This is a genomic window from Hymenobacter sp. J193 (assembly GCF_024700075.1).
Classification (GTDB): domain Bacteria; phylum Bacteroidota; class Bacteroidia; order Cytophagales; family Hymenobacteraceae; genus Hymenobacter.
The window spans coordinates 2700383-2722465 of sequence record NZ_JAJONE010000001.1 but is presented as its reverse complement, the minus strand read 5'-3'; the positions used below and the strand labels follow the sequence as shown (position 1 = coordinate 2722465).

The window sequence follows — 22083 nt, the reverse complement described above, 5'->3', positions numbered from 1 at the left end:
TCGGACCATTCCGGGCGTTGCCGGCGGCGTCGTTTCGGGCGAATACCTCACCTTTGCGGCAGGCCGCCTGCGCGGCGGCCCGGCTCACACTTTCGTGCTCTCATGACCCTCACAGCTGCGCAAGATACGTGCTTTTCGGCCAGGCAAACCCTGCGTTGCCCCCGCGGCCGCGTGCTCGATTTGCGCCGCCCCCAGGTGATGGGCATCCTCAACCTCACCCCCGACTCCTTCTACCAGGGTAGCCGCTTACAAGCCACCGACGAGCTGCTGCGCCGGGCCGAAACCATGCTGCAGGCCGGAGCCACCATTCTCGACCTGGGCGGCTACAGCACCCGCCCCGGTGCTCCCGAGGTACCCGAAGACGAGGAAAAGCGCCGCGTGCTGCCCGCCCTTCAGGCCGTGCGTGCGGCCTTTCCCGAGGCGTTTCTGTCTGTAGACACCTTCCGGGCCGGGGTAGCCACCGAGGCCGTAGCGCTGGGCGCCGACATTCTCAACGACATCAGCGCGGGCACCCTGGACGAGGAGCTGCTGGCGACGGCCGGCCGGCTGGGCGTGCCCTACGTGCTGATGCACCTGCGCGGCACCCCCCAAACCATGACCCAGCACACGCACTACGCCCACGACTTGGTGCTGGAGATAGTGCGCTTTTTCCGGGGCCGGCTGGCGGCGCTGCGGGCTGCCGGCGTAGTGGACGTGCTGCTGGACCCTGGCTTCGGCTTTGCCAAAACCCCGCAGCAAGGCTACGAGCTGCTGCGGCGCCTGCCCGAGCTACAGCTGCTGGGCCTTCCGCTGCTGGTGGGCGTCTCGCGCAAATCGATGGTGTACAAGCCCCTCGGCCTTACCCCCGATGCAGCCCTCACCGGTACTATTGCCGTCCATACCATGGCCCTGCTCAACGGCGCCCGGGTGCTACGCGTACACGACGTAGCCGAAGCCGTGCAGACCATACAGCTCGTGCGCAACTCCTACCCTGTTCCCGTTTCCCCATGATTGGCTCGTTTACCCTCGGCTTCCTGCGCATCGGCTGGCTGGACGTGGTAGACGTGCTGCTGGTGACGGTGCTCTTCTACCAGCTCTACAAGCTGCTCACGGGCAGCGTGGCCCTCAAGGTTTTTCTGGGGCTGATGTCCATCTACCTGCTGTACCTAGTGGTGCGGGCGGCGGGCATGGAGCTGCTTACTTCCATTCTAGGGCAGTTTATGAGCGTGGGCGTGCTGGCCAGCATTATCCTGTTTCAGCAGGAAATCCGGCGGTTTCTGCTCAATATCGGCAAGGCTACCACCTTTGAGCGGATGCGCATGTTTGCTTGGCGCCGCGACACCACGGCCGAGAAAATGAACATCACGCCTTTTGTGGAGGCCGCCAAAAGCCTGGCGGGCAAAAACACCGGCGCCCTCATTGCCTTCACCCAGGGCTCCGACCTGCAGTTCTTTGCCGACTCCGGCGACCTGATTGACGCCGCCATCAGCAAGCGGCTGCTGATGAGCATTTTCAATAAGACTTCGCCCCTGCACGACGGGGCCGTTATCATCACCCGCAACCGGCTACAGGCGGCCCGCTGCATTCTGCCCGTAAGCGAAAACCCCGATGTTCCGGCCTCTATGGGTCTGCGCCACCGCGCCGCCATCGGGCTGAGCGAGGTGACGGACGCCGTGGTGCTGGTGGTGAGCGAGGAAACCGGCCAGATTTCCTTGGTACGCGGCGGGGAAGTGTTCCGCAACCTGGCCCCCGCCGACCTGCGCGCCCGCCTCAACGAGTTCCTGTTCGATGGTGCCCCCCGCCCCGCCGCTCCCGCTTCCCCGGCTGCGGAGGTTGCCGCGTAGTAGTTCGGTAGTAGCAGCCATATAACCAGAAAGGCCCGTCAGTTTCCTGACGGGCCTTTCTGCTGGCTCCATAGAACCGCCTAGGGCGTGTTCGTTACTACCTGGCCGCCTTCCGGCTGCTGGGCGCTACGGTCTTTTAGGGTACCCAGCTCCCGGCCTACCTCGATAAATGCGGCAACAGCTTTTTCTAGGTGGGCGCGGGTGTGGGCGGCGGAAAGCTGCACCCGGATGCGGGCTTGGCCCTTCGGTACTACCGGGAAGTAGAAGCCCACCACGTAAATGCCTTTTTCGAGCATTTTGGCCGCAAACTCCTGGGCCAGCTTGGCGTCGTAGAGCATGACGGGCACGATAGGGTGCTCACCGGGCTTGATGTCGAAGCCGGCTTTGGTCATTTCCGCGCGGAAGTACTTGGTGTTTTCTTCGAGCTGGTCGCGAAGCTGGGTGCTTTCGGTAAGCAGTTCCAGCACGCGCAGGCTGGCGCCTACAATGGCGGGCGCGAGGGTGTTGCTGAACAGGTAAGGGCGGCTGCGCTGGCGCAGCATGTCGATGATTTCCTTGCGGCCGCTTGTGAAGCCGCCCATAGCCCCGCCCAGGGCCTTGCCCAGCGTGCCGGTGATGATGTCGACGCGGCCCATGGCGTTGTGGTACTCGTGGGTGCCGCGGCCGGTTTTGCCCAGGAAACCCATCGAGTGGCACTCGTCAATCATTACCAGGGCCTGGTACTTGTCGGCCAGGTCGCAGATTTTGTCGAGTTGGGCGATGGTGCCATCCATGGAAAACGAGCCGTCGGTGACGATGATGCGGTGGCGGGTGCCTTTGGCTTGGGCATCTTGGAGCTGGACTTCCAGGTCCTGCATGTCGTTGTGGGCGTAGCGGTAGCGCTGGGCCTTGCACAGGCGCACCCCGTCGATGATGGAGGCGTGGTTCAGCGCGTCACTGATAATAGCGTCCTGCTCGTTGAAAAGGGGCTCGAACACGCCCCCATTGGCGTCGAAGGCGGCGGCGTAGAGAATGGTGTCTTCGGTGCCCAGGAACTCGGCCAGCTTCTTTTCCAGCTCTTTGTGAATGTCCTGGGTGCCGCAGATAAAGCGCACCGACGACATGCCGTAGCCGTGGGTGTCAATGGCCTGCTTGGCGGCTTTTATCACCTCGGGGTGGGAACTCAGCCCCAGGTAGTTGTTGGCGCAGAAGTTCAGCACTTCCCCGGCTTCCTGGGTTTCGATTTCGGCGCCCTGGGGCGAGGTAATGATGCGCTCCTGCTTGTAGAGGCCGGCATCTTTGATTTCCTGGAGCTGCTGCTGGAGGTCGGGCTGGAGGGTGGTGTACATGCGGTAAGGAAGCGAATAAGTGAATGAGTGGGCGGCTCTGCGAAAGTACGCAGGGTTTCTGTACGGCATTGCGGCGGCGAAGTGTAGGTTTGCAGTTGGCCGGCTTGTCAGCCTTTCTGCAGCCTCATCCGTATCAAGCGTCCGCTTCTCCCTGCTGGCATTCTGCATGAACGTACACATCCAACAAATTCTGGACAACCCGCTGGCGGCGCTGGCCATTGTGGGCAACCTCATCATCATCGAAAGCCTGCTGAGCGTGGACAACGCGGCGGTGCTGGCCACCATGGTGGGCGACCTGCCCAAGGAGCAGCGCCAGAAAGCTTTGCGCTACGGCATTATCGGGGCCTACGTGTTCCGGGGGCTGTGCATTCTGTTTGCCTCGTTTCTGATTGAGTTCTGGTTTCTGAAGCCCCTCGGCGGCCTTTACCTGCTGTACCTGGCCTACGCCCAGTTCAAACCCAGAAACCACGGCGGCTCCGACGATGACCAGGGCCCCGACAAGCAGAAAAGCTGGGTGTACCGCCATACGCTGGGCTTGTTCGGGCAGTTCTGGGCCACGGTGGCCCTGATTGAGCTGATGGACCTGGCCTTTTCCATCGACAACGTGTTTGCCGTGGTGGCCTTCACCGACAACCTGATTCTCATCTGCCTGGGCGTGTTCATCGGGATTCTGGCCATGCGGCTGGTGGCCCAGGCCTTTGTGCTGCTCATGGCCAAGTACCCGTTTCTCGAAACCTCGGCGTTTCTGGTCATCGGCATTCTGGGGCTGAAGCTGATGCTCTCGTTGGTGGAGCATTACCAGCCCGATTCAGCCTTCAGCCGCTTCCTGGGTGGCCACGTCGCCGACGCGGGCCTGACCGTACTGACGGTGGCCATCTTCCTGATTCCGCTGCTCACCTCCTACTTTTTCAACGTACCCAAGCACCGCCGGTTTTCGCGGTAACTAGGTTGCTACCGTCTCACGGCGCCGGCCCGGTCGAAAAACGCTTGCACGCCCTGTCGGCCGCTGTCCATCAGCTCCTGCTTTTGCGGGGTGGATAGCCGCTTGATTTTGGGGTTGAAGCCGCGCGTGTCAATGCTGATGGTGCGAGGCCAGTCTTCGGGCCGGGGTGCGTTCAGGTTTTCAATGGCTACTGTGTACAGTGCCCCGATGTAGGAGCGAAAATCCTGCACCGCGTAGGGTGCCAACTGCTGCCGGCCGCCGGGGCGCGTGTCGTAGGCCACCTGCTCGGCGCGGTCGAGGCGCAGCCCCAGCGTTTCGGGATTGATGAACGTTGTGACATCTGTTGCCGTGACAACATTCTTTGTCACAACAGAACTTGTCACAGTCAGTAGCCCGGCCAGGGCGCCGGGGCGGTAGCGGGGGTGGTCAAACAAATCCAGCGGGTAGTTGGCCAGCAGTCCGCCATCTACCACCACTTCCACCGGCTGGTCTTTGGCAGGATGCTGCACTACGTGGCCGGCGGTGTCCAGCAGCACGGCCCGGAAGTACAGCGGAATGCTCATACTGATGCGCACGGCATCGGCTACGCGCATATCGGGGTGGGTTTCGTAGCTGAACGTCTGGCGGCACTGACGGGTGAGGTTGGTGCCGGTGGTGTACAGGTCGCGGTAGCGGGCCGGCTCCTGCTGGGCTAGGGCATGCAGCTCGGCCAGGGTGAGGTTGGGGCGCTGGGTTTTGCGGGCCACCAGCTCGGTGAGGTAGCGGGTCAGCTGGTCGCCGCGGTACCAGCCGTACTGCCGGATCAGGCGGGTGCTGCCCCCGAAAAACAACCCACGCCCGTCGTTCAGGCGCTGCACGGGCGTTTGGTTTACGACGTCGATGATTTCCTGGGGCGAGTAGCCTACCGCCAGCAAGGCCGCCTGAATGGCCCCGGCCGAGGTGCCGCCCACCCGCTGGATTCCGGCCAGTACGCCTTGGTTTTCCAGCTCCTGCAGCGCGCCCCCATAGGCAATGCCCCGAATACCGCCGCCCTCCATCACCAGGTTGCGGTACACCGGGCGGGCGGCAGACTCCGGGCTTTGCGCTGATGCGGGAGCCGGGAGCTGGAGCGCAAGCAGCAACACCAGAAACAAAGAGAGGTAGCGCATAAGCAGGTCGGGAAGCTACGGGAAGGAGCCGGTCCTTACCCGGATGGTTGTATGTGCCGTAGAAAGACGCAACCCACCCGCGTCCGTATCTTTGCCCTCCACCCATTCCCCTGTTACCTGCATGCCTACTTCTTCCTCCGCCCCCCACCCCCCGGCGACACTATTCTCGTTATCGGCGCGGGCGGGCAGCTCGGCCTGGAGCTCACCCAGGAGCTGCGCCAGCGCTACGGCGCTTCCCACGTGGTAGCCGCCGACGTGCGCGCCCCCAAAGACCTCGAAATTCAACAGGCCGGCCCATTTGAGCTGCTGGACGTGCTCGACAAAAACCGGCTGACGGAAGTTATCCAACAGTACAAGCCCAAGCAGGTGTACCACCTGGCCGCGCTGCTCTCGGCCACAGCCGAGAAGAACCCCAAGTTTGGCTGGCAGCTGAATATGGATGGCCTGTTTCACGTGCTCGACGCGGCCGTGGACCTGGGCGTGCAGCAGGTGTACTGGCCCAGCTCCATTGCCGTGTTCGGGCCCGATACGCCCCGCCAGAACACACCCCAGCTCACCATCATGAACCCCAACACGGTGTACGGCATCAGCAAGCTGGCCGGGGAGCAGTGGTGCGAGTGGTACTTCCGCAAGCACGGCCTGGATGTGCGCAGCCTGCGCTACCCCGGCCTTATCGGCTACAAGAGCCTGCCCGGCGGCGGCACCACCGACTACGCCGTGGACATCTACCACAAAGCCGTGGCCGGCGAGGCGTATGAGTGCTTCCTTTCCGAGGACACCTACCTGCCCATGATGTACATGCCCGACGCGCTGAAGGCCACCCTCGACCTGATGCACGCCCCCGCCGACAGCCTCACGGTGCGCAGCTCCTATAACCTGGGCGCCATGAGCTTCAGCCCCCGGGAAATTACGGCCAGCATTCAGCGCCACTTTCCCGATTTTCGGGTGACGTACCGCCCCGACCAGCGCCAGCAGATTGCCGACTCCTGGCCCGCCAGCATCGATGACACCCAGGCCCGCCATGACTGGAACTGGCTTCCCCAGTACGACCTCGACAAGATGACCGACGACATGCTGCTGCACCTGAAAGAAGCCGTGGTGCTGAAGTAGAATTGTCTGGTTTGTTACTGTGACGCCTCACCCATTCGGTGAGGCGTTTTTATTGCTACTGAACCCAAAACCTCTGCTTGACCGCCGCGTTCCTGGTATCACGTTATCAGGTAGGCTTATCCATGCCATAAGCTGCAGCGCGAAAACCAAGTCCCTAAGCCCCCAATTTCAGTCCATGATTGTGAACCACACGCCCGCCGGCTGGCAGATCATCTACCAGCAGGCCCACGCCCTGCTGGCGGCCCAGCTGCTGCACCAGTGGCCTGCCTTTCTGCCCTATGACCAGTGGGTGGGTTTGCTGGCCGCCGCCGCCCAGCACGACGATGAGCAGCAACAGTGGAATGGGCACTACGGCCTCACGTCCGCCGGCGCACCCGCCGACTTCACCATGAAGGAGTTTTCGCTGGAGCAGGCCACCCGGCTGATGCGTACCGCGCGCTTTCAGGGTCGGTGGCGCAGCCTGCTAACGAGCATGCACCTGAGCACCCTCTATGAAAGCCTGCGCGGCCAGAATCAGAAAACGGATGCCTTCCTGGACGAGCAGCTCACCCACCAAAAAACGTGGCGGCGGGAGTTGAAAATCCGCAAAGCCGAGGCGGAACGCGCCTACGCCCTGCTGCACTGGTGCGACCGGCTCAGCCTGATTTTGTGCCGCCACGAGCTGCCGGAAATGGGCCGGGCCCTGGAAATCTATACCGGCCCCGACGGTCACCGCCACGAGGTGCTGCGCCCGGCCGCCGATGGTCCGGTGATGGTGCAGCCCTGGCCCTTTCGTGAGGCCCGATTCACGGTGAGCGTAGAAGCCACCGTGCTGCGCCAGCTGCAGTTTGCCGACGATGCCGAGCTGGCCGCCGCTCTGCGCTCCGGCCCCATCGAAACCCTGCGCTGGGAGCTGCGGAAGCTGTAGTTGTCATTCCGAGCGCAGCGAGGAATCTGAGGAAACCGTCAGAGGGGCTTACCCAGATTCCTCGCTGTGTTCGGAATGACAACTACAGCTTTGCCACCGGCTTGGGGTTCTGCATGAGGCCGGCGGGTACTTGCTGGGTTACGGAAACGTGGCCCAGGGCGCGGCTGTCTTTGCCATCAGTGCGGTCGGTGGCCAGCAGGAGCTGGCCATAACGCTGGTAGCCGGCCCAGCGGCGGCGGAAAGCGGGCTGGGCATCGGTAGCTTTCGGAAAAAAGGCCCACTCCTCTACCAGGTTGGTTTTGGGGTTGATGAGCACTTCGTACTTGTTGTCGGGCGTCACGCCCACGTTCTTAAAGGTCATGTGCAGGACCTCGGCGAGGGTGCCGTCCATGAGCTTGCCCACGCCATGGTAAGTGAGCGTCACGCCGGAGTCCTTGAGCTTGAAGGGCATCAGCAGCCACCAGGAGTTATTTACCCAGATGGGGTACATATCGGCCAGCAGCTTCTGCCCCTCGGGCGTGGCCGAAACGTCCTGACCAGCGCGGTAGACCTTGCCCTGCCTGGTGCTGAGGTTGCAGAGGGCCACGAGGCTGTCCTTCTGCCAACGGAAGTTGCCGGTTTGTTTGTCCCAGAGCTGGTAGGAGCCATCCAGGAAGCCCCAGCCAAACAGGCGAGCCTGCTGCCAGGCGCGGTAGCCGCCCATGGCCTGCATTACCTTGTCGGCCAGGCGCAGGGCGCGCGGGTCGGAGCCTTTCTCGTCGAAGCCGGGAGCAGCCGGGTACGCGGCGGTATCCGGGGCGGTAGCAGTAGCCGCCGCGGTAGTTGCGGGCTGCTCGTTGGGGCCCGACTGGCAGGCACCCAGCCCGGCCAGCAGCAGAAAAGCAAAGAAAGAAGTGCGCATAAAAAACAGACCAGAGCGTGACACAAACCGGCGTCGTGCCGGCCCGGCATCATACGCAAATATGCCCAAACCGGCGCAGCCGCCCGAACGCCCGGCGCAATCTGCCCGTACTACCGCCAGCCTCACGATCTGATGTCTCTGCCTTATGGCCACACACTACCGCTTTTCCGATATCCTCAACATTCTCAAGACCACCGCCAGCGAGTTCATGGTGAACAACTCGTTCCGGCACGCGGCGGCCTTGTCGTACTACACCGTTTTCTCGCTGCCGCCCCTGCTACTCATCGTCATCACCATTGCCAGCTCCATCTACGGGGCCGAGGCCGTAACGGGCCAGGTGTACGGGCAGCTGCGCGGGTTCCTGGGCGCCGACTCGGCCAAGTTTCTGCAGGATTCTATTGCCGAGTTTACCAAGCAGCAGAAGGGCGGCCTGGCTACGGTCATCGGCATCGGCACGCTCATTTTCGCGGCTACTACCTTTTTCGTCACCCTGCAGGAAAGCATCAACGACATCTGGAACCTGCGCGTGAAGCCCCGCAACGGCATCTGGCAGTTTGTGCGCGACCGGCTTCTCTCCTTCGGTCTGATCTTGAGCGTAGCCCTGCTGCTGCTCATTTCCTTTGTCGTCAGCGCCGTGCTCAGCGCCTTCACCGGCAAGCTGCAGCAGTGGTTTCCCGAGGTCGGAGTGGTCGTCATCAAGCTGGTCGACTTCTTTTTGTCGCTGGGCGTCACCTCGCTGCTGTTTGCGCTTATCTACCGCTTCCTGCCCGATGCCGTTATCCGCTGGCGCGACGTGGGTATTGGCGCGGTCATCACGGCCTCGCTGTTCGTGCTGGGCAAGTTTCTGATTGCCTTCTACATTGCCCAAGCCGACCCCGGCTCGGCCTTCGGGGCGGCTGGCTCGGCAATCGTGCTGCTACTGTGGGTCAACTACTCGGCCCTCATCATCTTTTTCGGGGCGGAGTTCACCCAGGAGTTTGCCGACGCCTTTGGTCAGAAGGTACAGCCCAAGGCCCACGCCGTGCGCATAGAAACCCGTGAAGTGCCCGAGGGCGAAACCAAGGAAGAAATTACCACCGGCCGCCCCCGCTCCACCGGCCGCTGGAAAGCGTGAAAAGTCTAAAGAAGGCGCAAATTCGGGGCATAAGACAGGTTCCTGAATGCCGCAATCAGCGTTTTGCGGCGACCGGAGCCGACTTGCGGATACCCAGCTAAAGTCAGGATGTACATGATTATGTGATTTGCAGCGTGCAGCAGAATGGTAGGTTTGGGAAATCTTTACCTACTTTCTCCCATGCGCTACTTTTTCCTTCTGGTTTTCATCTGTGCCTGCCTCACCCAGGCCCGGGCTCAGCAGCCCGCGACACGCCTGCGGGTTATGAGTCCCGTCGTAGGCACCAGCATCGACAGCCAGGAAAAAGTCACCTACGAGCTGTTCCCGGAGTATTCGGCCAAGGAATTCAGCGAGGCCCGCTTCGAGCAGAGCTTAGCCCCCGACAGCGCCCTTATCCAGCGCATCACCCTTACCGACGGCCGCACGCTGCTCAGCCCCATATCCCCGCTGGACTTCGTGAATATGCGCCTGAAAATCGAGGAGAAGGCACGCCGCCTTAGCCCGACGGCCGGCCCGGCCCTTACCGACTCGGTGGGGCGCGTGTACCGCGTGGTGCTTCGCTCAGGCACCACCTTCGCTGGTACGCTGCGCGCCGTACGGCCGCAGGAACTGGAGTTCACCACCGATAAGCCGGGTGCCGTACTTATTGCCCGCAGCCAGATTGTGAGTATGCAGCTGGTGCCCGCCGTGGAGGCCATTGATGCCCAGCGCCACCCCGGCTGGGGCTACGTGGGCAATGGGACCCGCGTGTTCTTCGCGCCCACGGCCCGGGGCCTGCGCGCGGGCGAAGGCTACGCTCAGACGATTGACGTGCTGCTGCTGGGCGCCAACTACGGCATCACCGACAATTTCTCCTTTGGGGTATTGTTTTCGGCTTTGCCTGGAATAGGGCTTGGCAACCAGCTGTTTGCTATAACCCCAAAAATCAGCGTGCCTATCCAGCAGGATCTGCATGTAGGCGCAGGTGTGCTGTATATGCGGGTGCCCAATTTCGATTACAGCAATAGTACGAGCTACGGTGCCGGCATTGCCTATGGCCTGAGCACCTATGGCAGCGCCGACAACAATCTGACGCTGGGCCTGGGCTACGGCTTCTCGGGCGGCGGCAACGACCAGGGCTTTGGCAAGTCGCCGGTGGTGGTGCTGAGCGGGGCCACCCGCGTGAGCAAGCGCCTGTCGCTGATGTCGGAAAACTACCTGATTACATCCGGCAGTGGGGGGCTTGGCGGGCTGTACGGCGTGCGCCTGAACTGGCCCCGCACCACGCTTGGCATCGGCTCGTTCTACATAGCCCCGTTCGATAGCGAAGGAGCTTTCGGTTACCTCTACCCCGTGTACCTGGATTTGTCGTTGCGCTTCGGAAAAACGGCGCAGAAGTAGCCGACGCACTTCTCATCCCACAAAAAAGCCCGACTGAACTATATCAGTCGGGCTTTTTCCTGCCAATTGAAGCCTTAAGCAGCCACATCCGATTTTTGCTTCACGGCCAGCTGCCCGCAAGCGGCGTCGATGTCCTTGCCGCGGGAGCGGCGCACGTTGGTCTGTACGCCCCGGTCGGCCAGATACTTGTGGAAAGCCACCAGCTTGTCGTCGGCGGTATTCACGTAGCTGGCGTTTTCGATGGGGTTGTACTCGATGAGGTTCACTTTGCAGGGAATCCACTTCGAAATCTGGAAAAGCTCCTCCGCATCCTGCAGCGTGTCGTTAAAGCTCTCGAACACGATGTACTCGTAGGTTACCTTGCGGCCCGTGACCTGGTGGTAGTGCTGCAGCGCGTCCTTGAGCGAGGCCAGGGAGTTGGCCTCGTTGATGGGCATGATTTCGTTGCGCTTGGCGTCGTTGGGCGCGTGCAGGCTTAGCGCGAGGTTGGCTTTCACCCCATCATCGGCCAGCTTCTTGATCATCTTGGCTATGCCGGCGGTGCTCACGGTGATGCGGCGCGGGGCCATGTTCAGGCCGTCGGGCGCGGTGATGCGCTCAATGCTTTTCACCACGTTGGCGTAGTTGAGCAGCGGCTCGCCCATGCCCATGTACACAATGTTGGTGAGTGGGGTGCCGTATTGGGCCTCGCACTGCTCCCGAATGCGCACTACCTGGTCGTATATCTCAGCCGCGTCGAGGTTGCGCTTGCGCTCCATGTAGCCGGTGGCGCAGAACTTGCACGTGAGTGAGCAGCCTACCTGGGAGGAAATGCAGGCCGTCATACGCGTATCGTGCGGGATAAGCACGCCCTCCACGATGTTGCCGTCGTGCAGCCGAAATGCCGATTTGATGGTACCGTCGTTGGAGAGCTGGGAGTTCTGCACCTGTACGCCATTGATGACGAAGTGCCGGGCCAGCAGCTCCCGCGTAGCCAGGGAAATGTTGTTCATCTCCTCAAACGAGCCCGCCGTGTTTTTCCACAGCCACTCCAGCACCTGCTTGGCGCGGAAGGGCTTTTCGCCGTGCTCCACCATAAAGGCTTTGAGCTCGTCGGGGGTGAGTTTGCGAATGTCGCGCTTGGTCAGTACGGGCAGGTCAATCATGGGGGCAAAGATACGACGAAGTAAGAGGAAGCCCTACGTCGTCGGCGTAGAACGTTACCCAACTCCCTGACCCTGAAAAAAGTGCCCGAACCGCGGGTGAATAGGTAGTGCGGCCAAAAGTCTCTCAGGCTTGGCTCTTCATGATGCCCTTCCAGTACCGCCCCTCAACTACCTAGCAGCAGGTGTAGTACACCACCGCCCGGCCCTGCTTGGGCGAGAAGCCAATCATCTGCCCGTTTTCTTCGCCCAGGCTGTAGGCAAAGCGCGGCAGGCCGGTGGGCTGCACTTCGGCCCAGGCGGTGCGGATCAGCTGCTTGTCGGAGGCGTTGCGGGGCACCTCGGCCCGCACGGAAAAGGCTTCATCCCCGAAGAACTCGGCGGCCCGCTTGCGGATGTAGTGGGCCTGCTGGGCCGGCGTGGGCGACTCGCCGTACTTGCGGATGCCGTAGTCGATAAGGGCCGTGGCCGGAAATTTCTCGCTCCAGAGCGTGTCGCCGGCCACCGATACAATGGAAAACCGCGCGGCCGCCGTGAGGGCCGAGTCGCCCAGCAGCACCAGGCGGAACTGGTCAGGCTGCCCGGCGCTAGAGAAACGGTGCGTGGTGCGCACATCAACGAGTACGCCGGTCTGGGACTGGGGCGCGGCAGGTCCCTCCGGGGCTGGAGTGCCCGCCGTAGCTGGCGGCGTGGGCGTGGCGGGTGCGGTAGCCGTATCGGAAGAGGAAGGCGAGGAACAGGCCGCGGCCGTGAGCAGGGAGGCCAGCAAAAGAATGCGCATAAACGTCAGTATAGATGAAGTGCCTTGTACGCAAGCTCAGCCGCTGGGTGACGGCCGGGGCAGCCGGCTCTCTTACCCCTCACCACGCAGGCGCCGGGCGTAGTCGGCGGGCAGCGGGAGCAGCTTGCGGGTAGCATAGTCGAAGCACAGCATGCCGGTTTTGGCGCGGGCCACCTCTTTTCCATCCTGGTTGCGCACCCAGTATACCACGTCGAAGCCGTACTTGCTTATGTCGGTGGCGGCTAGCTGGATGTGCAGCGTGTCGCCGTAGAAGGCCTCGCCTTTGTACTCAATGGCCACGTCGGCCATGATGTGGCCGGTCTGAGTGGCGGGGTCGAATTCGGCGCGGCCCAGGTGGCGCAGCAGCTGTACGCGGGCTTCGTGCAGGATGCTGAGCAGGGCGTCGTTGCCGAGGTGGGCGCCGTAGTTGAGGTCGGTGATGCGCACGGGAATTTCCACCGTGAGCAGGAAGGTATCGGGCAGCGCTACTTTTACGCGGGGCATGGAAAGAGTTTCTAGTTGCTGGTTTATAGTTACTGGTTTTGGGTTGTTCGTGGCCGGAAGCCGAAATTGCCGCTAGTATTCAACCTTCCCTCCGAGCACCAGAAACCAGTAACAAGAAACCATAAACTTACATGGAAGTAGAAGTGCGCCGCACCGCCGATGGGTCGAGCACCTTGTACGTGCCCGCGCTGAATGAGCATTACCACAGCACCCATGGCGCCGTGCAGGAAGCCCAACACGTATACCTGGGGGCCGGCCTGGAACCGGTGCTGGCTGCCGCTACGGCGCCGGTGCGAGTACTCGAAATTGGGTTCGGCACCGGCCTCAACGCCCTGCTCACGCTGCAGCGCAGCCTTGCCGCGCCCGTCAGCATTGAGTACGACACGCTGGAGAAGTTTCCGCTGCCGCCGGCCGTTATCCAGGCGCTGGGCGTGGAGCGCTACATCCTGAACCCCGAGCTGCAGGAGCTGCACCAGCGCCTGCACACCACGCCCTGGAACGAGGCCGTGCCCCTGGCCACGCGCTTTCTGCTCCGGAAAACCGACCAGGCTCTTCAGGACACGGCCCTCGATCCTGCCCATTATGACGTCGTTTACTTCGATGCCTTTGCCCCCGACAAGCAGCCCGATATGTGGACGGATGCCGTGTTTGAGCAGCTCTACGCGGCCACGGCGCTGGGCGGCTGCCTGGTAAGCTACTGCGCCAAGGGCTCCTTCCGGCGCAGCCTGCGGGCGGCGGGCTGGGACACGGAGAAGATTCCCGGCCCGCCCGGCAAGCGCGAGATGACGCGGGCCTGGAAACGCGCTTAGCGAAGTTGCCCAGGCTGTGTATGGGTTAAGCGGAGTTTGTCGTTAAGAATAGAGCGAAGTGGCTACTGCGGCTGCCCAAACCTTACCGTTTCTATCAACTGCGCTATGTCACGCCTGGTATTCCTCTTTGCACTACTTATGGCCGCCGGCTGCAATAGTCAAAACCGTAACGTGACTATGCAGACGCATCACCAAACAACCATTGTTGATTCTGCGGCCCAGACCCGCTACTTCTATCCGTACTCGCGCGACGGCCGAGTCGGCTATTATCCGGTGTACTACATCGGGCCGCGGCAGGATACGCTGTATCTCGGCGCCTCCAAGATTTACGGCTATCAGTACGGGCAGAAGGATTACGACCGGGAGCGTAAACGATTCACCTGGGTTGACAGCCTGAGCATGAAGATAGTGGTAGACACGGCCTTTCACCTGACTTACGCTGAGCTCCACTACATCCACAATAAGCATAATCACAAGGATGTTATAAGCTACGTCAGTTACCATAAAGCCTTTCCGGTTTACGTCTACAATCTCACTGACTCCCTGATTTGGCTGGGAAAATTCAGTGAGCTAGGCTCGACGGTGCGTCAAGCCAAAGACAGCCAGGGAAAGTGGGTAGACATCGAGAAACCGATACGCTATTATTGTGGCACGGGCGCCCGCGAAATTGTGCTGGAGCCGCGCCAGTGTCTCGTGGCCAAGCTGCTGCGCTACAAAGGCAGCTACAAAACGGCTTGCCGCCTGCGGTATACCAACGCCCACCGGACGGTTTATTCCAACACCTTCACCGATTACATCGACCCTCGTCAACTCACCGACAAACTGGAGCTAGAAGATCTGGCGTTACGGTAGACCACTACTGCTTCAGAAGGTTCAGCTTGATGTAGCAGCGCCTACCTTGCGGCCCGCCGGCCGCGGTGCTCAGGGGTTGTTCCAGCATGAAACGCCACTATGCGTCTCTATATCGGTTTGCCTGCTCAGGCAGCGCTTTACCGGCTTTCTGCGTAGGTTGTGGCTGTTATGAGTCGTAAGCTACTGGAAACCGACGGGCAGGATTGGGTGGAGAAGGGCATCATCTCGCCGGAACAACATGCCCGGCTGTTGGCCCTCTACCCCGAGGACGCCCACGCCGTGGGGCTGCTCCCGCTGCTGGGCTCCCTGCTGGTTGGCCTCAGCGCCCTCTCCTTGGTGGCCGCCAACTGGCAAGGGCTGCCGGAGCTGGTGCGCCTGGGTTTGCTGCTGGGCTCCATGATGGCCGCCTACGCTGCCGGTGAGTACTTCTACCGGCGCGGCAACGACCAGCTGGGTCTGGGCCTGATGGCACTGGGGCTGATTCTCTTCGGGGCCGGCATTATTCTCACCAGCCAGCTCTACCAGCTTATCGGCTACGACCTCACGGGGCTGCTGGCCTGGGCCGTGGCCGGTATGGGCCTCACGTGGGTGTACCGCAGCCGGCTGCTATTTCTGCTCACGGCCATCATCAGCGGGGTGGTGCAGGGCTACAACACCGGGCAGTTGGGCGCCTTCAGCTACCTCACGGCTGCTTTCACGGCCCTGGGGCTGGGCTACTACTGGTGGCGCCGTCCCGATTCACTCACCGGAGCCGTACTGGCCTCAGGCCTGCTCTGGCAGGCAGCTTTGCTGATCAGCTACCTGCACATCAAGCTCACCTGGTTTTTCGTGCCCGCCATGCTTGTGTATGCCCTCGGCGACTGGCAGCCGCACCGGCCTGCGGCCCGGGCCGTGCAGGGCCCGCCCCTAGTGGCCGCCTTCCTGTTCACGCTGGGGCTGGCCTTGTTTGGCGAGGCCGACTCCTACACCGATGAGCTGCGCCCCCCGTTCCTAGCTTACTTGGCCGCTCTGGGCGCGGTACTGGCGTTGTCGCTCTGGGGCAAGGCGCGGCGCGGGCGCCTGAGCAGCACCACCGACTGGCTGCTGCTGCTGCCGGGGTTCTACTTTCGGGGCGGGCTGGCGCTGGCCGTGGCTACGCTGGTAGTGCTCTACGCCTACTCCGGAGCAGTGCTGGCTCGTGCCCAGCAGGAGCATAACCCCGACCGGGTAACGCTGGGCACCGTGCTGTTCGTCGTGACAACTGCCGTGGCTTACTTCAAGCTTACCTGGGGTTTCCTCGATAAGTCGTTGTTCTTCCTGGTGGGCGGGCTGCTGCTGCTAGGGCTGTGGTGGTACCTGCGCCGCACGGCCACCCGGGAAACCACACCGCCTTCTTCCTAACCTGCTATGAGCTCCTCGCTGCCTTCTGCGGCTCCGGCCGGCTTCCTGAACTCTCCTGACCTGCCTATGCCCGCGGCCTTGCCCGACCTGCCGGAGCCCAATCGGCGCCGGTGGCTGCCCTGGCTGGTACTGGCCCAGGTCCTGTTTGTGCTGGGCGTGGCGGCCTCGGGCTACGCTACCGGGGCCTGGGGCCGCACCATCTGGCTGCGCACCACCCCCGTAGACCCGCGCGACCTGCTCTACGGCGACTACGTAACCCTGGGCTACACCATCAGCCAGGTGCCGGGCCACCTGTGGCGCGGCGCGCAGCCAGCCCGGCGCAACCAGGCCGCTTACGTACTCCTGCAGCCCGGCCCCGATGGCACCTACTCGGCCGTGGGCATTTACCCCGACAAACCCGCTCCCACCCCCACCCAGGCCGTGCTGCGCGGCTCGGTGCAGCAGGTGTGGCGGCGCAGCCTCACGCTCCGCTACGGCCTGGAGCGCTACTACGTGCCCGAGGGCAGCGGCAAGAAGCTGGAGCGCCACCCGCGGCTGCGAGTGCAGGTGCGCATTGCGCCCTGGGGGCAGGCCCGCATCACGCAGGTAGTGCCTGATTCCGCTTCCCATGAATAGCACCCCGCCCCGGCTGCCCTGGTGGAGCGTGGCCTTGGCCGCGCTTACAGTATCCATTCTGCTTGTGGGCGCCCTGCTGGGCTTCGGGCAGCTGCTGCAGCCGGTGGTGGACGTGCAGATGCACAACACGTATTTCGTTTTCCCGCCTTATGGGCTGGTGCTGGCGGTTTTTGTGCCACTGGCGCTGCTGGCCGGGCTGGTGGTGCGGCTGAGCCGCCACTCCCTGGCGGGGCTCATACTGATGCTGGCACTGCACGTGGCAGGTATCAGCCTGTGTAGCTGGCTGCTGTTACGGATAGCGCAGTTCAATGCCGTAACTGTGAGCTGGCCGGCGCCGCAAGCAGCAGCTACTTGGATGCAGACGGAAATCATCCTAGTGCATGGGCTGCAAATGCTGCTCGTGGCCTCGGCGCTAGTGCTTGTTTACCGCCGCGGACGACGGGCGGGCCATCCTCCACGGTAGCGCGCCTACAGACCGTTGCGGGCCAGCAGGTCTTTATCGGCTTGGCTGATATCAACCATGGCATATTTCTGCTGCTCGGTGATATTCATTTCATCGAGTGCATCCACCATGTTCTGATACTTGGAGTCGGGCGTGGTTTTGATCAGGACCACAGTGTTACGGTTGCGCTGCCGCTGCTTGAACAGCACCTGCCGCAGTCCGTCGGCGCTGAAGCTGGTGGTCTGCAGCTCCGGGGTTGTATCAGCCCTGTTCAGGCCGAAGAAATAATGCACCTGGCTGTTTTTGCCCAGAATCAGCGTCAGCGCATTTTTATCACTCACATCGGTTGACGCTGGTCCTTTCACCGGCATCGTCAGCTGCATCACCGTGGGCTTGTTAAAGGTGGTGGTGAGCATGAAAAAGGTGAGCAGCAGAAAAGCCAGGTCCACCATCGGCGTCATATCGAGGCGGAAGGCGTGTTTTTTGGCGCGGGGTTTTCCGGCGCGGGCGGCGGGAGCAGCTTGGATTTCAGCCATGACGGTGAGTTGGTTAGTGTTTCTCCTCAACGGCTCAGGCTTGCGGCTTATTGTTTTTGCCAGGTTCCCGGCTTTTCACGAACCGTCTGCGAACCACCACACCCGCTCCGGCGTGAGGCAGGCGTGCAGGCGCACGTCGCCGGGCCAGGAGTCCTCAATGCGGGGCACCGGCGGCTCCGGACTCAGACCGAGACGAAGCACGTCGGGGCGGCACTGCTGCAGAAAACGGTCGTAGAAGCCTTTGCCGTAGCCCACGCGCTGCCCCTGCTCATCGAAAGCCAGCAGAGGAATGAGTACCGCGTCGAGGAGGGCAGGCTGCACCTCGGCCGCCCCCACGGGCTCGGGAATACCCCAGCGGTTGGTAGCTAGCGGAGTTTGCGGAGTGAGATGAAAGTGGCGGAGCGTCTGGCCGTCGGGCTGGACTACGGGCACTGCTACCTGCACGGTGGGCAGCTCCTGCCAGAGGCGGCGCAGCAGCGGCCAGGTGTCGGGCTCATGCTGGTGCGGAATGGGCAGAAACACGTGCAGCCACCGCCACTCCGCCACTGGCAGGTACCTAAACAGCTGCTCCGTAAGCAACTGGCTGCGGCGGGCCACCTCGGCCTCGGGCAAAGCGCGGCGGGCAGCCAAGGCAGCGCGGCGCAGGTCAGCTTTCAGCATGGGCGAGGCCGGGCTGCTGATAAGCGAAAGGCACGCATGGACACCTTGCTACCAGCCTCCACGCCAAAATATGCCCAGGGATAAGGAGGAAGACAGCCATTTAAGGCAACCAGTACGGCATTGCGCTTTTCTCTTTCGCCAATCAAATGGTATAAATACGCCAGATTGTTGTTGGCATAAATAGAAACTAACGTGTTGTTAACTGGCAACTGTGGTTGTGCCAACACCTCTTTGCTCATCTCACCGTAAGTAGTATACCAGCGTTCCAGCGCGGTAGCCTTTCCTTCTGTTTCTGCGTCGCTGTACATCTCCACCAGAAACATTAGCCATAAGGTGTGGCGTATTGCCCTCTCCTCCACCGACTTTATATACTCTACCAATTTATCTTCGCTACCTAACCATTTGGGTGAAGCCAGCTTGAACACGTGATGGTAAGCCCAAAACTTCTGCGTATCAATGGCAAGGCTCTGGTGGAAGGCTGTCATAGCGCGGTCAGGCTCGTTCAGGCCCATTTCCACCCGTACCAAACGGGCTCGAGCCTCGCACAGAAAGGCCGATGTGGAGAATGAGCCTCCCAACAGCAATCGGGCAAGCAATAAGTAGTGAGTGAAGCCTTCTATTTGCGACTTCGATAGGTTTTCGGCCCACTGGCCAGAGCGGGCCTGCCAAGCTTGGTAGAGGTACCATGCACCCAGCACTAACCGGGCAAACTCGCGGTTTTCCTGTCGGCCAAACGCTCGAATCTGCTGATTAAATTTAGCAGTTAGGCAGATACCGTCCAGCAGCCGGGAAAGCTCATCCGATTCCAGGCCCAACGCCAATTGCTCCACTTGGTCCCATTTTTCCATTTGCACCAAAGGAACCACATTCCGCGCCTCTAGCAGCCCGAAAGACAAGTCATTCGTAACAGACGAGGAAAACAGGGAGAAAATACGGGAGAGCATAAAGAAATAAAAGGTGTTACAAAGGCTGATACCAGCAACTATATTGGGCGTAATTGTGCAACACCGCCCGGATATTGGATATCAATGGCTTCTATCCCGCAAGTTAGTCCTGAACCGTGACGTAGAAACTGATACGGGGCTGCAGACCGGCCAGCACGGCTCCGACTGAAGCCCGCTCCCACTCGGCCTGGCTGGTGTCGCGCAGGTACAGGTCGTTGTTGGTGTAGCCAAGGCTGGCGGAAAAGGCCAGCTTGCTGCTCACGTTCTTGGCATCGGCGCCACCAATCCACTCCAGCGTCAGAAAGAAGTCTTCGTCGAGCACCAGCTGGTCCGGGGTCAGATCTACGGTGATAGGGCCCTTGGCCACGCTCGTCGTCACGATGATGTCGCGCTGCACCAGTTTTACATTGGAGGGCTTGCCGTTGGGGAGCAGGCGGTAGAGGTTCACCCGGAACATGAGGGAGCCCGCCCGGTTGTAGGCCACGTTGAAGTTGGCGTTGAGTACCTTGGTGGGCTTGTGCTTAAGGCTGATAACCGTCCCGATTTCGGCGCCGAGGTCGTGGGCTTCCAGGGTCAGGGTGGAGTTTTCGGAGTTGCCAGTGTTGCCCAGGGTTCGGGTGCGCTTGTAAAGTCCTTTCGCTTTCACCTGCACCCCGCGCAGGGTCACAGCCTCGGCCACCAGCCGCACGGTAGGGCGGGCCACCAGGTCGCGCAGTAGGATCCGCTGGGCCCGGTAGCCGATACTGGAAATGCGCACCGTATCAAGCAGATTGGCGGAGGTGTAGGTTAGCCGGAACACGCCGTTGTCGTCGGCCACCGTGCCAATACCTTTGCCGATGATACCCACGTTGGCGTAGGGCACACCCGCCGCCGAGCTGGCTTCCGTGACAGTACCCGAAAGAACCTGTGCCCGGGCGGTGGAAGCCAGCAGCAAGAGCAGAAACAGCAAGCTCAGGCGGAAGGGAAACGCAAAGGAAGGCACGCGGGGCGGAAAGGCAGCTGACTGCATAAAGAAGTAGCGGGTTGAAGAGAGTACCGGAAGTTTTTGCCTAGAGCCAATTGGCAGCTGGGTGGTTGCCCCGCCCCGGCAACAAAAATACCGCCGCGGGCCGCCCGTCCTACTCCTCTTCCAGCACCGTAAACTCCAAGGCCAGCGGGTCGAAGGCTTCCAGCAACTGGTTGATGAACCCGGGGTTATTGATGAGAATGTTGAGGACGTTGTCCTGGCGCTCCTGCAGGTGGCCGCCGGGCATGAGCTTGTCTTTAAGGACCGTGAGCTGACCGTAGGCGGTTTCGTGCTTGGCTTCGGCGGCCTTGCTCAGGCGCTTTTCCAGCCCGGCTACAATGCCCGTTACCTTCTGTTGCTCGGCGGCTACGGTACGCACCAGGGTGGGGTCGAGACGCTGGGCCAGGTCGCTTATCTGCCGGAAGGCGGCGGCCAGCTGCTCCTGCTGCTCCTGCAGACTCACTTCCTCCTGGCCCAGGCTGGCACCCACCTGCTTTTTCAGCTCGGGCAGCGGCCGGAAGATGTCGAGGGCCGTCAGGCCCAGCTTGCGCAGCTTGCCCGCGCTGGCCTTGCCAATGTACTGGGCCGAGTTGCGGGGCAGCAGAATAGGAAAGGGCACGCCGTTTTCCTCGAATACGCCTTTCAGCTGGAACCAGTACGCCACCTCGGCCCCGCCCCCAATGTAGCAAAGGTTGGGTAGCAGCAGTTCCTGGTACAAGGGCCGCAGCACTACGTTGGGGCTGAAAAACTCGGGGTGCTCCTGGGCCAGCGCCAGCAGTTCCTGTTGGGAGTGGCAGCGGCCGGTGTTGCGCACGGTTATCTGCACGCAGTCCTGGGCCGCGTCGTACTCCAGCCGCTCCCGCTTGCCGGCGTCGGTGAGGAAGAACAGGTTGAGGGGGCGCGAGTACACCTGGGGCTTGTAGCCAGCGGCTTCCAGCTGGGCGTTGGCCTGCTGCACCGCGCGGTTGGAAGCCTGCTCCTTGATTTCTTTTTCCAGCACTGGCACCAAGGCCTGTTTGAGCGCGGGCACGTCAGCATCGAGGCTCACCAGCCCCAGCTCCCCGAACAAAGCGTGGGTAAGGCGGCGGGTAGCCTCGCTTAGCGTCCCCGACTGCTCGTAGGCCTCGCGGAACGCGGCGGGCACGTCGGCAGGCAGCTGGTCGAGCAGCTCTTCGCGCAGACCCGTTAGGGGCAGGCGGCCTACCGGACCACCGGTTTCGGGGGCGTTCCACTCGTATTGCTTGCCAAACAGGCTGAAGTGGTTGATTTCGGCGAAGTCGTGGTCTTCGGTGGCCATCCAGTACACCGGCACAAAATCGTACTGCGGATAGTGGGCTTTGAGCTGGCGGGCCAGCTTCACGGCCGTCACAATTTTATAGATGAAGTACAGCGGCCCGGTGAGCAGGTTGAGCTGGTGCCCGGTGGTGATGGTGAACGTGGTGTCCTTTTCGAGCAGCGCGAGGTTGGCCTGCACAGCCGGGTGCACCTCGGGCAGGGTGGCGTACTGCTCCCGCAGCGCGGCTACCAGCCGTTGCCGGGCTTCGGGCGCATACGCGGTTTGCTTTTCCTCTAGCTGAGCGGCAAACGCTTCCAGCGTAGGAAAGCGGTGATAGAAGGGCGTGAGGGCTTCGTGACGGGCCAGGTAATCGGTGAGCAGCGGGGAAAACGCGCCGGTAGCGGCGTAGCTCAAAGTCGAAACAGACATACGGTAGGAAAGATATTCGGCTATAACCGGCCAGCCGCCACAAAGTAACTGGG

Annotated in this window: 23 protein-coding genes; 12 read left to right on the top strand and 11 right to left on the bottom strand. The window is 61.8% G+C overall.

Annotated elements, in window-relative coordinates:
- The first annotated feature begins 102 nt into the window (after positions 1–102).
- Both folP and cdaA read left to right on the top strand, forming a co-directional pair.
- A complete protein-coding gene (gene folP / locus LRS06_RS11905) occupies positions 103–990 on the top strand; it encodes a dihydropteroate synthase (protein ID WP_257871698.1) in 888 nt (295 codons plus the stop codon).
- Complete coding sequence (cdaA, locus tag LRS06_RS11900; RefSeq protein WP_257871697.1) at positions 987–1823, top strand: diadenylate cyclase CdaA; 837 nt, start codon at positions 987–989, stop codon at positions 1821–1823. Before folP ends, cdaA begins: the two co-directional genes overlap by 4 nt.
- A gap of 80 nt (positions 1824–1903) precedes the next feature.
- Here cdaA and kbl read toward each other — a convergent pair whose 3' ends face one another.
- Positions 1904–3151, bottom strand: coding sequence for a glycine C-acetyltransferase (gene kbl / locus LRS06_RS11895; RefSeq protein WP_257871696.1), 1248 nt, complete (start codon positions 3149–3151; stop codon positions 1904–1906).
- Between the two features lie 166 nt (positions 3152–3317).
- Here kbl and LRS06_RS11890 point away from each other — a divergent pair, with 166 nt between their 5' ends.
- Positions 3318–4094 (top strand): DUF475 domain-containing protein, encoded by a 777-nt coding sequence (locus LRS06_RS11890; protein WP_257871695.1) that lies wholly within the window; start codon positions 3318–3320, stop codon positions 4092–4094.
- An 8-nt stretch (positions 4095–4102) separates the two neighbouring features.
- Here the strand turns inward: LRS06_RS11890 and LRS06_RS11885 are convergent, their stop codons facing one another.
- Positions 4103–5242: a patatin-like phospholipase family protein gene (locus LRS06_RS11885; protein WP_308239900.1), complete on the bottom strand. Its 1140-nt coding sequence runs from the start codon at positions 5240–5242 to the stop codon at positions 4103–4105.
- A 51-nt stretch (positions 5243–5293) separates the two neighbouring features.
- Between LRS06_RS11885 and LRS06_RS11880 the strand changes: the two genes are divergently transcribed.
- Complete coding sequence (locus tag LRS06_RS11880; RefSeq protein WP_257871694.1) at positions 5294–6352, top strand: NAD-dependent epimerase/dehydratase family protein; 1059 nt, start codon at positions 5294–5296, stop codon at positions 6350–6352.
- A gap of 175 nt (positions 6353–6527) precedes the next feature.
- Positions 6528–7259 (top strand): DUF3891 family protein, encoded by a 732-nt coding sequence (locus LRS06_RS11875; protein WP_257871693.1) that lies wholly within the window; start codon positions 6528–6530, stop codon positions 7257–7259.
- 82 nt (positions 7260–7341) lie between these two features.
- On the opposite strand, the gene LRS06_RS11870 is transcribed toward LRS06_RS11875, so the two are convergent.
- A complete protein-coding gene (locus tag LRS06_RS11870; RefSeq protein WP_257871692.1) occupies positions 7342–8160 on the bottom strand; it encodes a hypothetical protein in 819 nt (272 codons plus the stop codon).
- Positions 8161–8305: 145 nt separating this feature from the next.
- Here LRS06_RS11870 and LRS06_RS11865 point away from each other — a divergent pair, with 145 nt between their 5' ends.
- Entirely contained in the window at positions 8306–9274 is a 969-nt protein-coding gene (locus tag LRS06_RS11865) for a YihY/virulence factor BrkB family protein (RefSeq protein ID WP_257871691.1), read from the top strand.
- A gap of 180 nt (positions 9275–9454) precedes the next feature.
- Positions 9455–10654, top strand: a complete 1200-nt coding sequence (locus tag LRS06_RS11860; RefSeq protein ID WP_257871690.1) for a hypothetical protein — start codon at positions 9455–9457, stop codon at positions 10652–10654.
- A gap of 74 nt (positions 10655–10728) precedes the next feature.
- Here the strand turns inward: LRS06_RS11860 and rlmN are convergent, their stop codons facing one another.
- The 3 genes from rlmN to LRS06_RS11845 all read right to left on the bottom strand — a co-directional run bounded on the left by rlmN (position 10729) and on the right by LRS06_RS11845 (position 13081).
- Positions 10729–11799: a 23S rRNA (adenine(2503)-C(2))-methyltransferase RlmN gene (gene rlmN, locus LRS06_RS11855; protein ID WP_257871689.1), complete on the bottom strand. Its 1071-nt coding sequence runs from the start codon at positions 11797–11799 to the stop codon at positions 10729–10731.
- A 172-nt stretch (positions 11800–11971) separates the two neighbouring features.
- Positions 11972–12577: a hypothetical protein gene (locus LRS06_RS11850; RefSeq protein ID WP_257871688.1), complete on the bottom strand. Its 606-nt coding sequence runs from the start codon at positions 12575–12577 to the stop codon at positions 11972–11974.
- A gap of 72 nt (positions 12578–12649) precedes the next feature.
- Positions 12650–13081, bottom strand: coding sequence for a thioesterase family protein (locus LRS06_RS11845; RefSeq protein ID WP_257871687.1), 432 nt, complete (start codon positions 13079–13081; stop codon positions 12650–12652).
- 131 nt (positions 13082–13212) lie between these two features.
- Between LRS06_RS11845 and mnmD the strand changes: the two genes are divergently transcribed.
- The 5 genes from mnmD to LRS06_RS11820 all read left to right on the top strand — a co-directional run bounded on the left by mnmD (position 13213) and on the right by LRS06_RS11820 (position 17200).
- Complete coding sequence (gene mnmD, locus LRS06_RS11840; RefSeq protein ID WP_257871686.1) at positions 13213–13890, top strand: tRNA (5-methylaminomethyl-2-thiouridine)(34)-methyltransferase MnmD; 678 nt, start codon at positions 13213–13215, stop codon at positions 13888–13890.
- Positions 13891–14067: 177 nt separating this feature from the next.
- Positions 14068–14742, top strand: coding sequence for a hypothetical protein (locus tag LRS06_RS11835; RefSeq protein WP_257871685.1), 675 nt, complete (start codon positions 14068–14070; stop codon positions 14740–14742).
- Between the two features lie 168 nt (positions 14743–14910).
- Positions 14911–16122 (top strand): DUF2157 domain-containing protein, encoded by a 1212-nt coding sequence (locus LRS06_RS11830; RefSeq protein WP_257871684.1) that lies wholly within the window; start codon positions 14911–14913, stop codon positions 16120–16122.
- 6 nt (positions 16123–16128) lie between these two features.
- The gene (locus tag LRS06_RS11825) at positions 16129–16737 is read left to right on the top strand and encodes a GDYXXLXY domain-containing protein (RefSeq protein ID WP_257871683.1); all 609 of its coding nucleotides are present in this window, start codon (positions 16129–16131) and stop codon (positions 16735–16737) included.
- Entirely contained in the window at positions 16730–17200 is a 471-nt protein-coding gene (locus LRS06_RS11820; protein ID WP_257871682.1) for a hypothetical protein, read from the top strand. The genes LRS06_RS11825 and LRS06_RS11820 overlap by 8 nt, the downstream gene beginning before the upstream one ends.
- Positions 17201–17205: 5 nt before the next feature.
- Here LRS06_RS11820 and LRS06_RS11815 read toward each other — a convergent pair whose 3' ends face one another.
- The 5 genes from LRS06_RS11815 to bshC form a co-directional block, all read right to left on the bottom strand.
- Entirely contained in the window at positions 17206–17715 is a 510-nt protein-coding gene (locus LRS06_RS11815; RefSeq protein ID WP_257871681.1) for a biopolymer transporter ExbD, read from the bottom strand.
- Positions 17716–17790: 75 nt separating this feature from the next.
- Positions 17791–18375 (bottom strand): 5-formyltetrahydrofolate cyclo-ligase, encoded by a 585-nt coding sequence (locus LRS06_RS11810; RefSeq protein ID WP_257871680.1) that lies wholly within the window; start codon positions 18373–18375, stop codon positions 17791–17793.
- Entirely contained in the window at positions 18369–19319 is a 951-nt protein-coding gene (locus LRS06_RS11805; RefSeq protein WP_257871679.1) for a hypothetical protein, read from the bottom strand. The genes LRS06_RS11810 and LRS06_RS11805 overlap by 7 nt, the downstream gene beginning before the upstream one ends.
- A 103-nt stretch (positions 19320–19422) precedes the next feature.
- Entirely contained in the window at positions 19423–20328 is a 906-nt protein-coding gene (locus tag LRS06_RS11800) for a carboxypeptidase-like regulatory domain-containing protein (protein ID WP_257871678.1), read from the bottom strand.
- 109 nt (positions 20329–20437) lie between these two features.
- Complete coding sequence (gene bshC, locus LRS06_RS11795) at positions 20438–22030, bottom strand: bacillithiol biosynthesis cysteine-adding enzyme BshC (RefSeq protein ID WP_257871677.1); 1593 nt, start codon at positions 22028–22030, stop codon at positions 20438–20440.
- Positions 22031–22083: the final 53 nt, after the last annotated feature.

What these genes read in the sequence shown, in the direction of transcription:
- bshC (WP_257871677.1), bottom strand. Translation starts at nt 22,030, where the DNA reads ATGTCTGTTTCGACTTTGAGCTACGCCGCTACCGGCGCGTTTTCCCCG.
- LRS06_RS11860 (WP_257871690.1), top strand. Translation starts at nt 9,455, where the DNA reads ATGCGCTACTTTTTCCTTCTGGTTTTCATCTGTGCCTGCCTCACCCAG.
- LRS06_RS11805 (WP_257871679.1), bottom strand. Translation starts at nt 19,319, where the DNA reads ATGCTCTCCCGTATTTTCTCCCTGTTTTCCTCGTCTGTTACGAATGAC.
- LRS06_RS11815 (WP_257871681.1), bottom strand. Translation starts at nt 17,715, where the DNA reads ATGGCTGAAATCCAAGCTGCTCCCGCCGCCCGCGCCGGAAAACCCCGC.
- LRS06_RS11820 (WP_257871682.1), top strand. Translation starts at nt 16,730, where the DNA reads ATGAATAGCACCCCGCCCCGGCTGCCCTGGTGGAGCGTGGCCTTGGCC.
- LRS06_RS11890 (WP_257871695.1), top strand. Translation starts at nt 3,318, where the DNA reads ATGAACGTACACATCCAACAAATTCTGGACAACCCGCTGGCGGCGCTG.
- LRS06_RS11870 (WP_257871692.1), bottom strand. Translation starts at nt 8,160, where the DNA reads ATGCGCACTTCTTTCTTTGCTTTTCTGCTGCTGGCCGGGCTGGGTGCC.
- LRS06_RS11810 (WP_257871680.1), bottom strand. Translation starts at nt 18,375, where the DNA reads ATGCTGAAAGCTGACCTGCGCCGCGCTGCCTTGGCTGCCCGCCGCGCT.
- mnmD (WP_257871686.1), top strand. Translation starts at nt 13,213, where the DNA reads ATGGAAGTAGAAGTGCGCCGCACCGCCGATGGGTCGAGCACCTTGTAC.
- LRS06_RS11835 (WP_257871685.1), top strand. Translation starts at nt 14,068, where the DNA reads ATGCAGACGCATCACCAAACAACCATTGTTGATTCTGCGGCCCAGACC.
- LRS06_RS11800 (WP_257871678.1), bottom strand. Translation starts at nt 20,328, where the DNA reads ATGCAGTCAGCTGCCTTTCCGCCCCGCGTGCCTTCCTTTGCGTTTCCC.
- folP (WP_257871698.1), top strand. Translation starts at nt 103, where the DNA reads ATGACCCTCACAGCTGCGCAAGATACGTGCTTTTCGGCCAGGCAAACC.
- kbl (WP_257871696.1), bottom strand. Translation starts at nt 3,151, where the DNA reads ATGTACACCACCCTCCAGCCCGACCTCCAGCAGCAGCTCCAGGAAATC.
- LRS06_RS11865 (WP_257871691.1), top strand. Translation starts at nt 8,306, where the DNA reads ATGGCCACACACTACCGCTTTTCCGATATCCTCAACATTCTCAAGACC.
- LRS06_RS11885 (WP_308239900.1), bottom strand. Translation starts at nt 5,242, where the DNA reads ATGCGCTACCTCTCTTTGTTTCTGGTGTTGCTGCTTGCGCTCCAGCTC.
- LRS06_RS11830 (WP_257871684.1), top strand. Translation starts at nt 14,911, where the DNA reads ATGAGTCGTAAGCTACTGGAAACCGACGGGCAGGATTGGGTGGAGAAG.
- LRS06_RS11850 (WP_257871688.1), bottom strand. Translation starts at nt 12,577, where the DNA reads ATGCGCATTCTTTTGCTGGCCTCCCTGCTCACGGCCGCGGCCTGTTCC.
- cdaA (WP_257871697.1), top strand. Translation starts at nt 987, where the DNA reads ATGATTGGCTCGTTTACCCTCGGCTTCCTGCGCATCGGCTGGCTGGAC.
- LRS06_RS11875 (WP_257871693.1), top strand. Translation starts at nt 6,528, where the DNA reads ATGATTGTGAACCACACGCCCGCCGGCTGGCAGATCATCTACCAGCAG.
- LRS06_RS11880 (WP_257871694.1), top strand. Translation starts at nt 5,294, where the DNA reads ATGTGCCGTAGAAAGACGCAACCCACCCGCGTCCGTATCTTTGCCCTC.
- rlmN (WP_257871689.1), bottom strand. Translation starts at nt 11,799, where the DNA reads ATGATTGACCTGCCCGTACTGACCAAGCGCGACATTCGCAAACTCACC.
- LRS06_RS11845 (WP_257871687.1), bottom strand. Translation starts at nt 13,081, where the DNA reads ATGCCCCGCGTAAAAGTAGCGCTGCCCGATACCTTCCTGCTCACGGTG.
- LRS06_RS11825 (WP_257871683.1), top strand. Translation starts at nt 16,129, where the DNA reads ATGAGCTCCTCGCTGCCTTCTGCGGCTCCGGCCGGCTTCCTGAACTCT.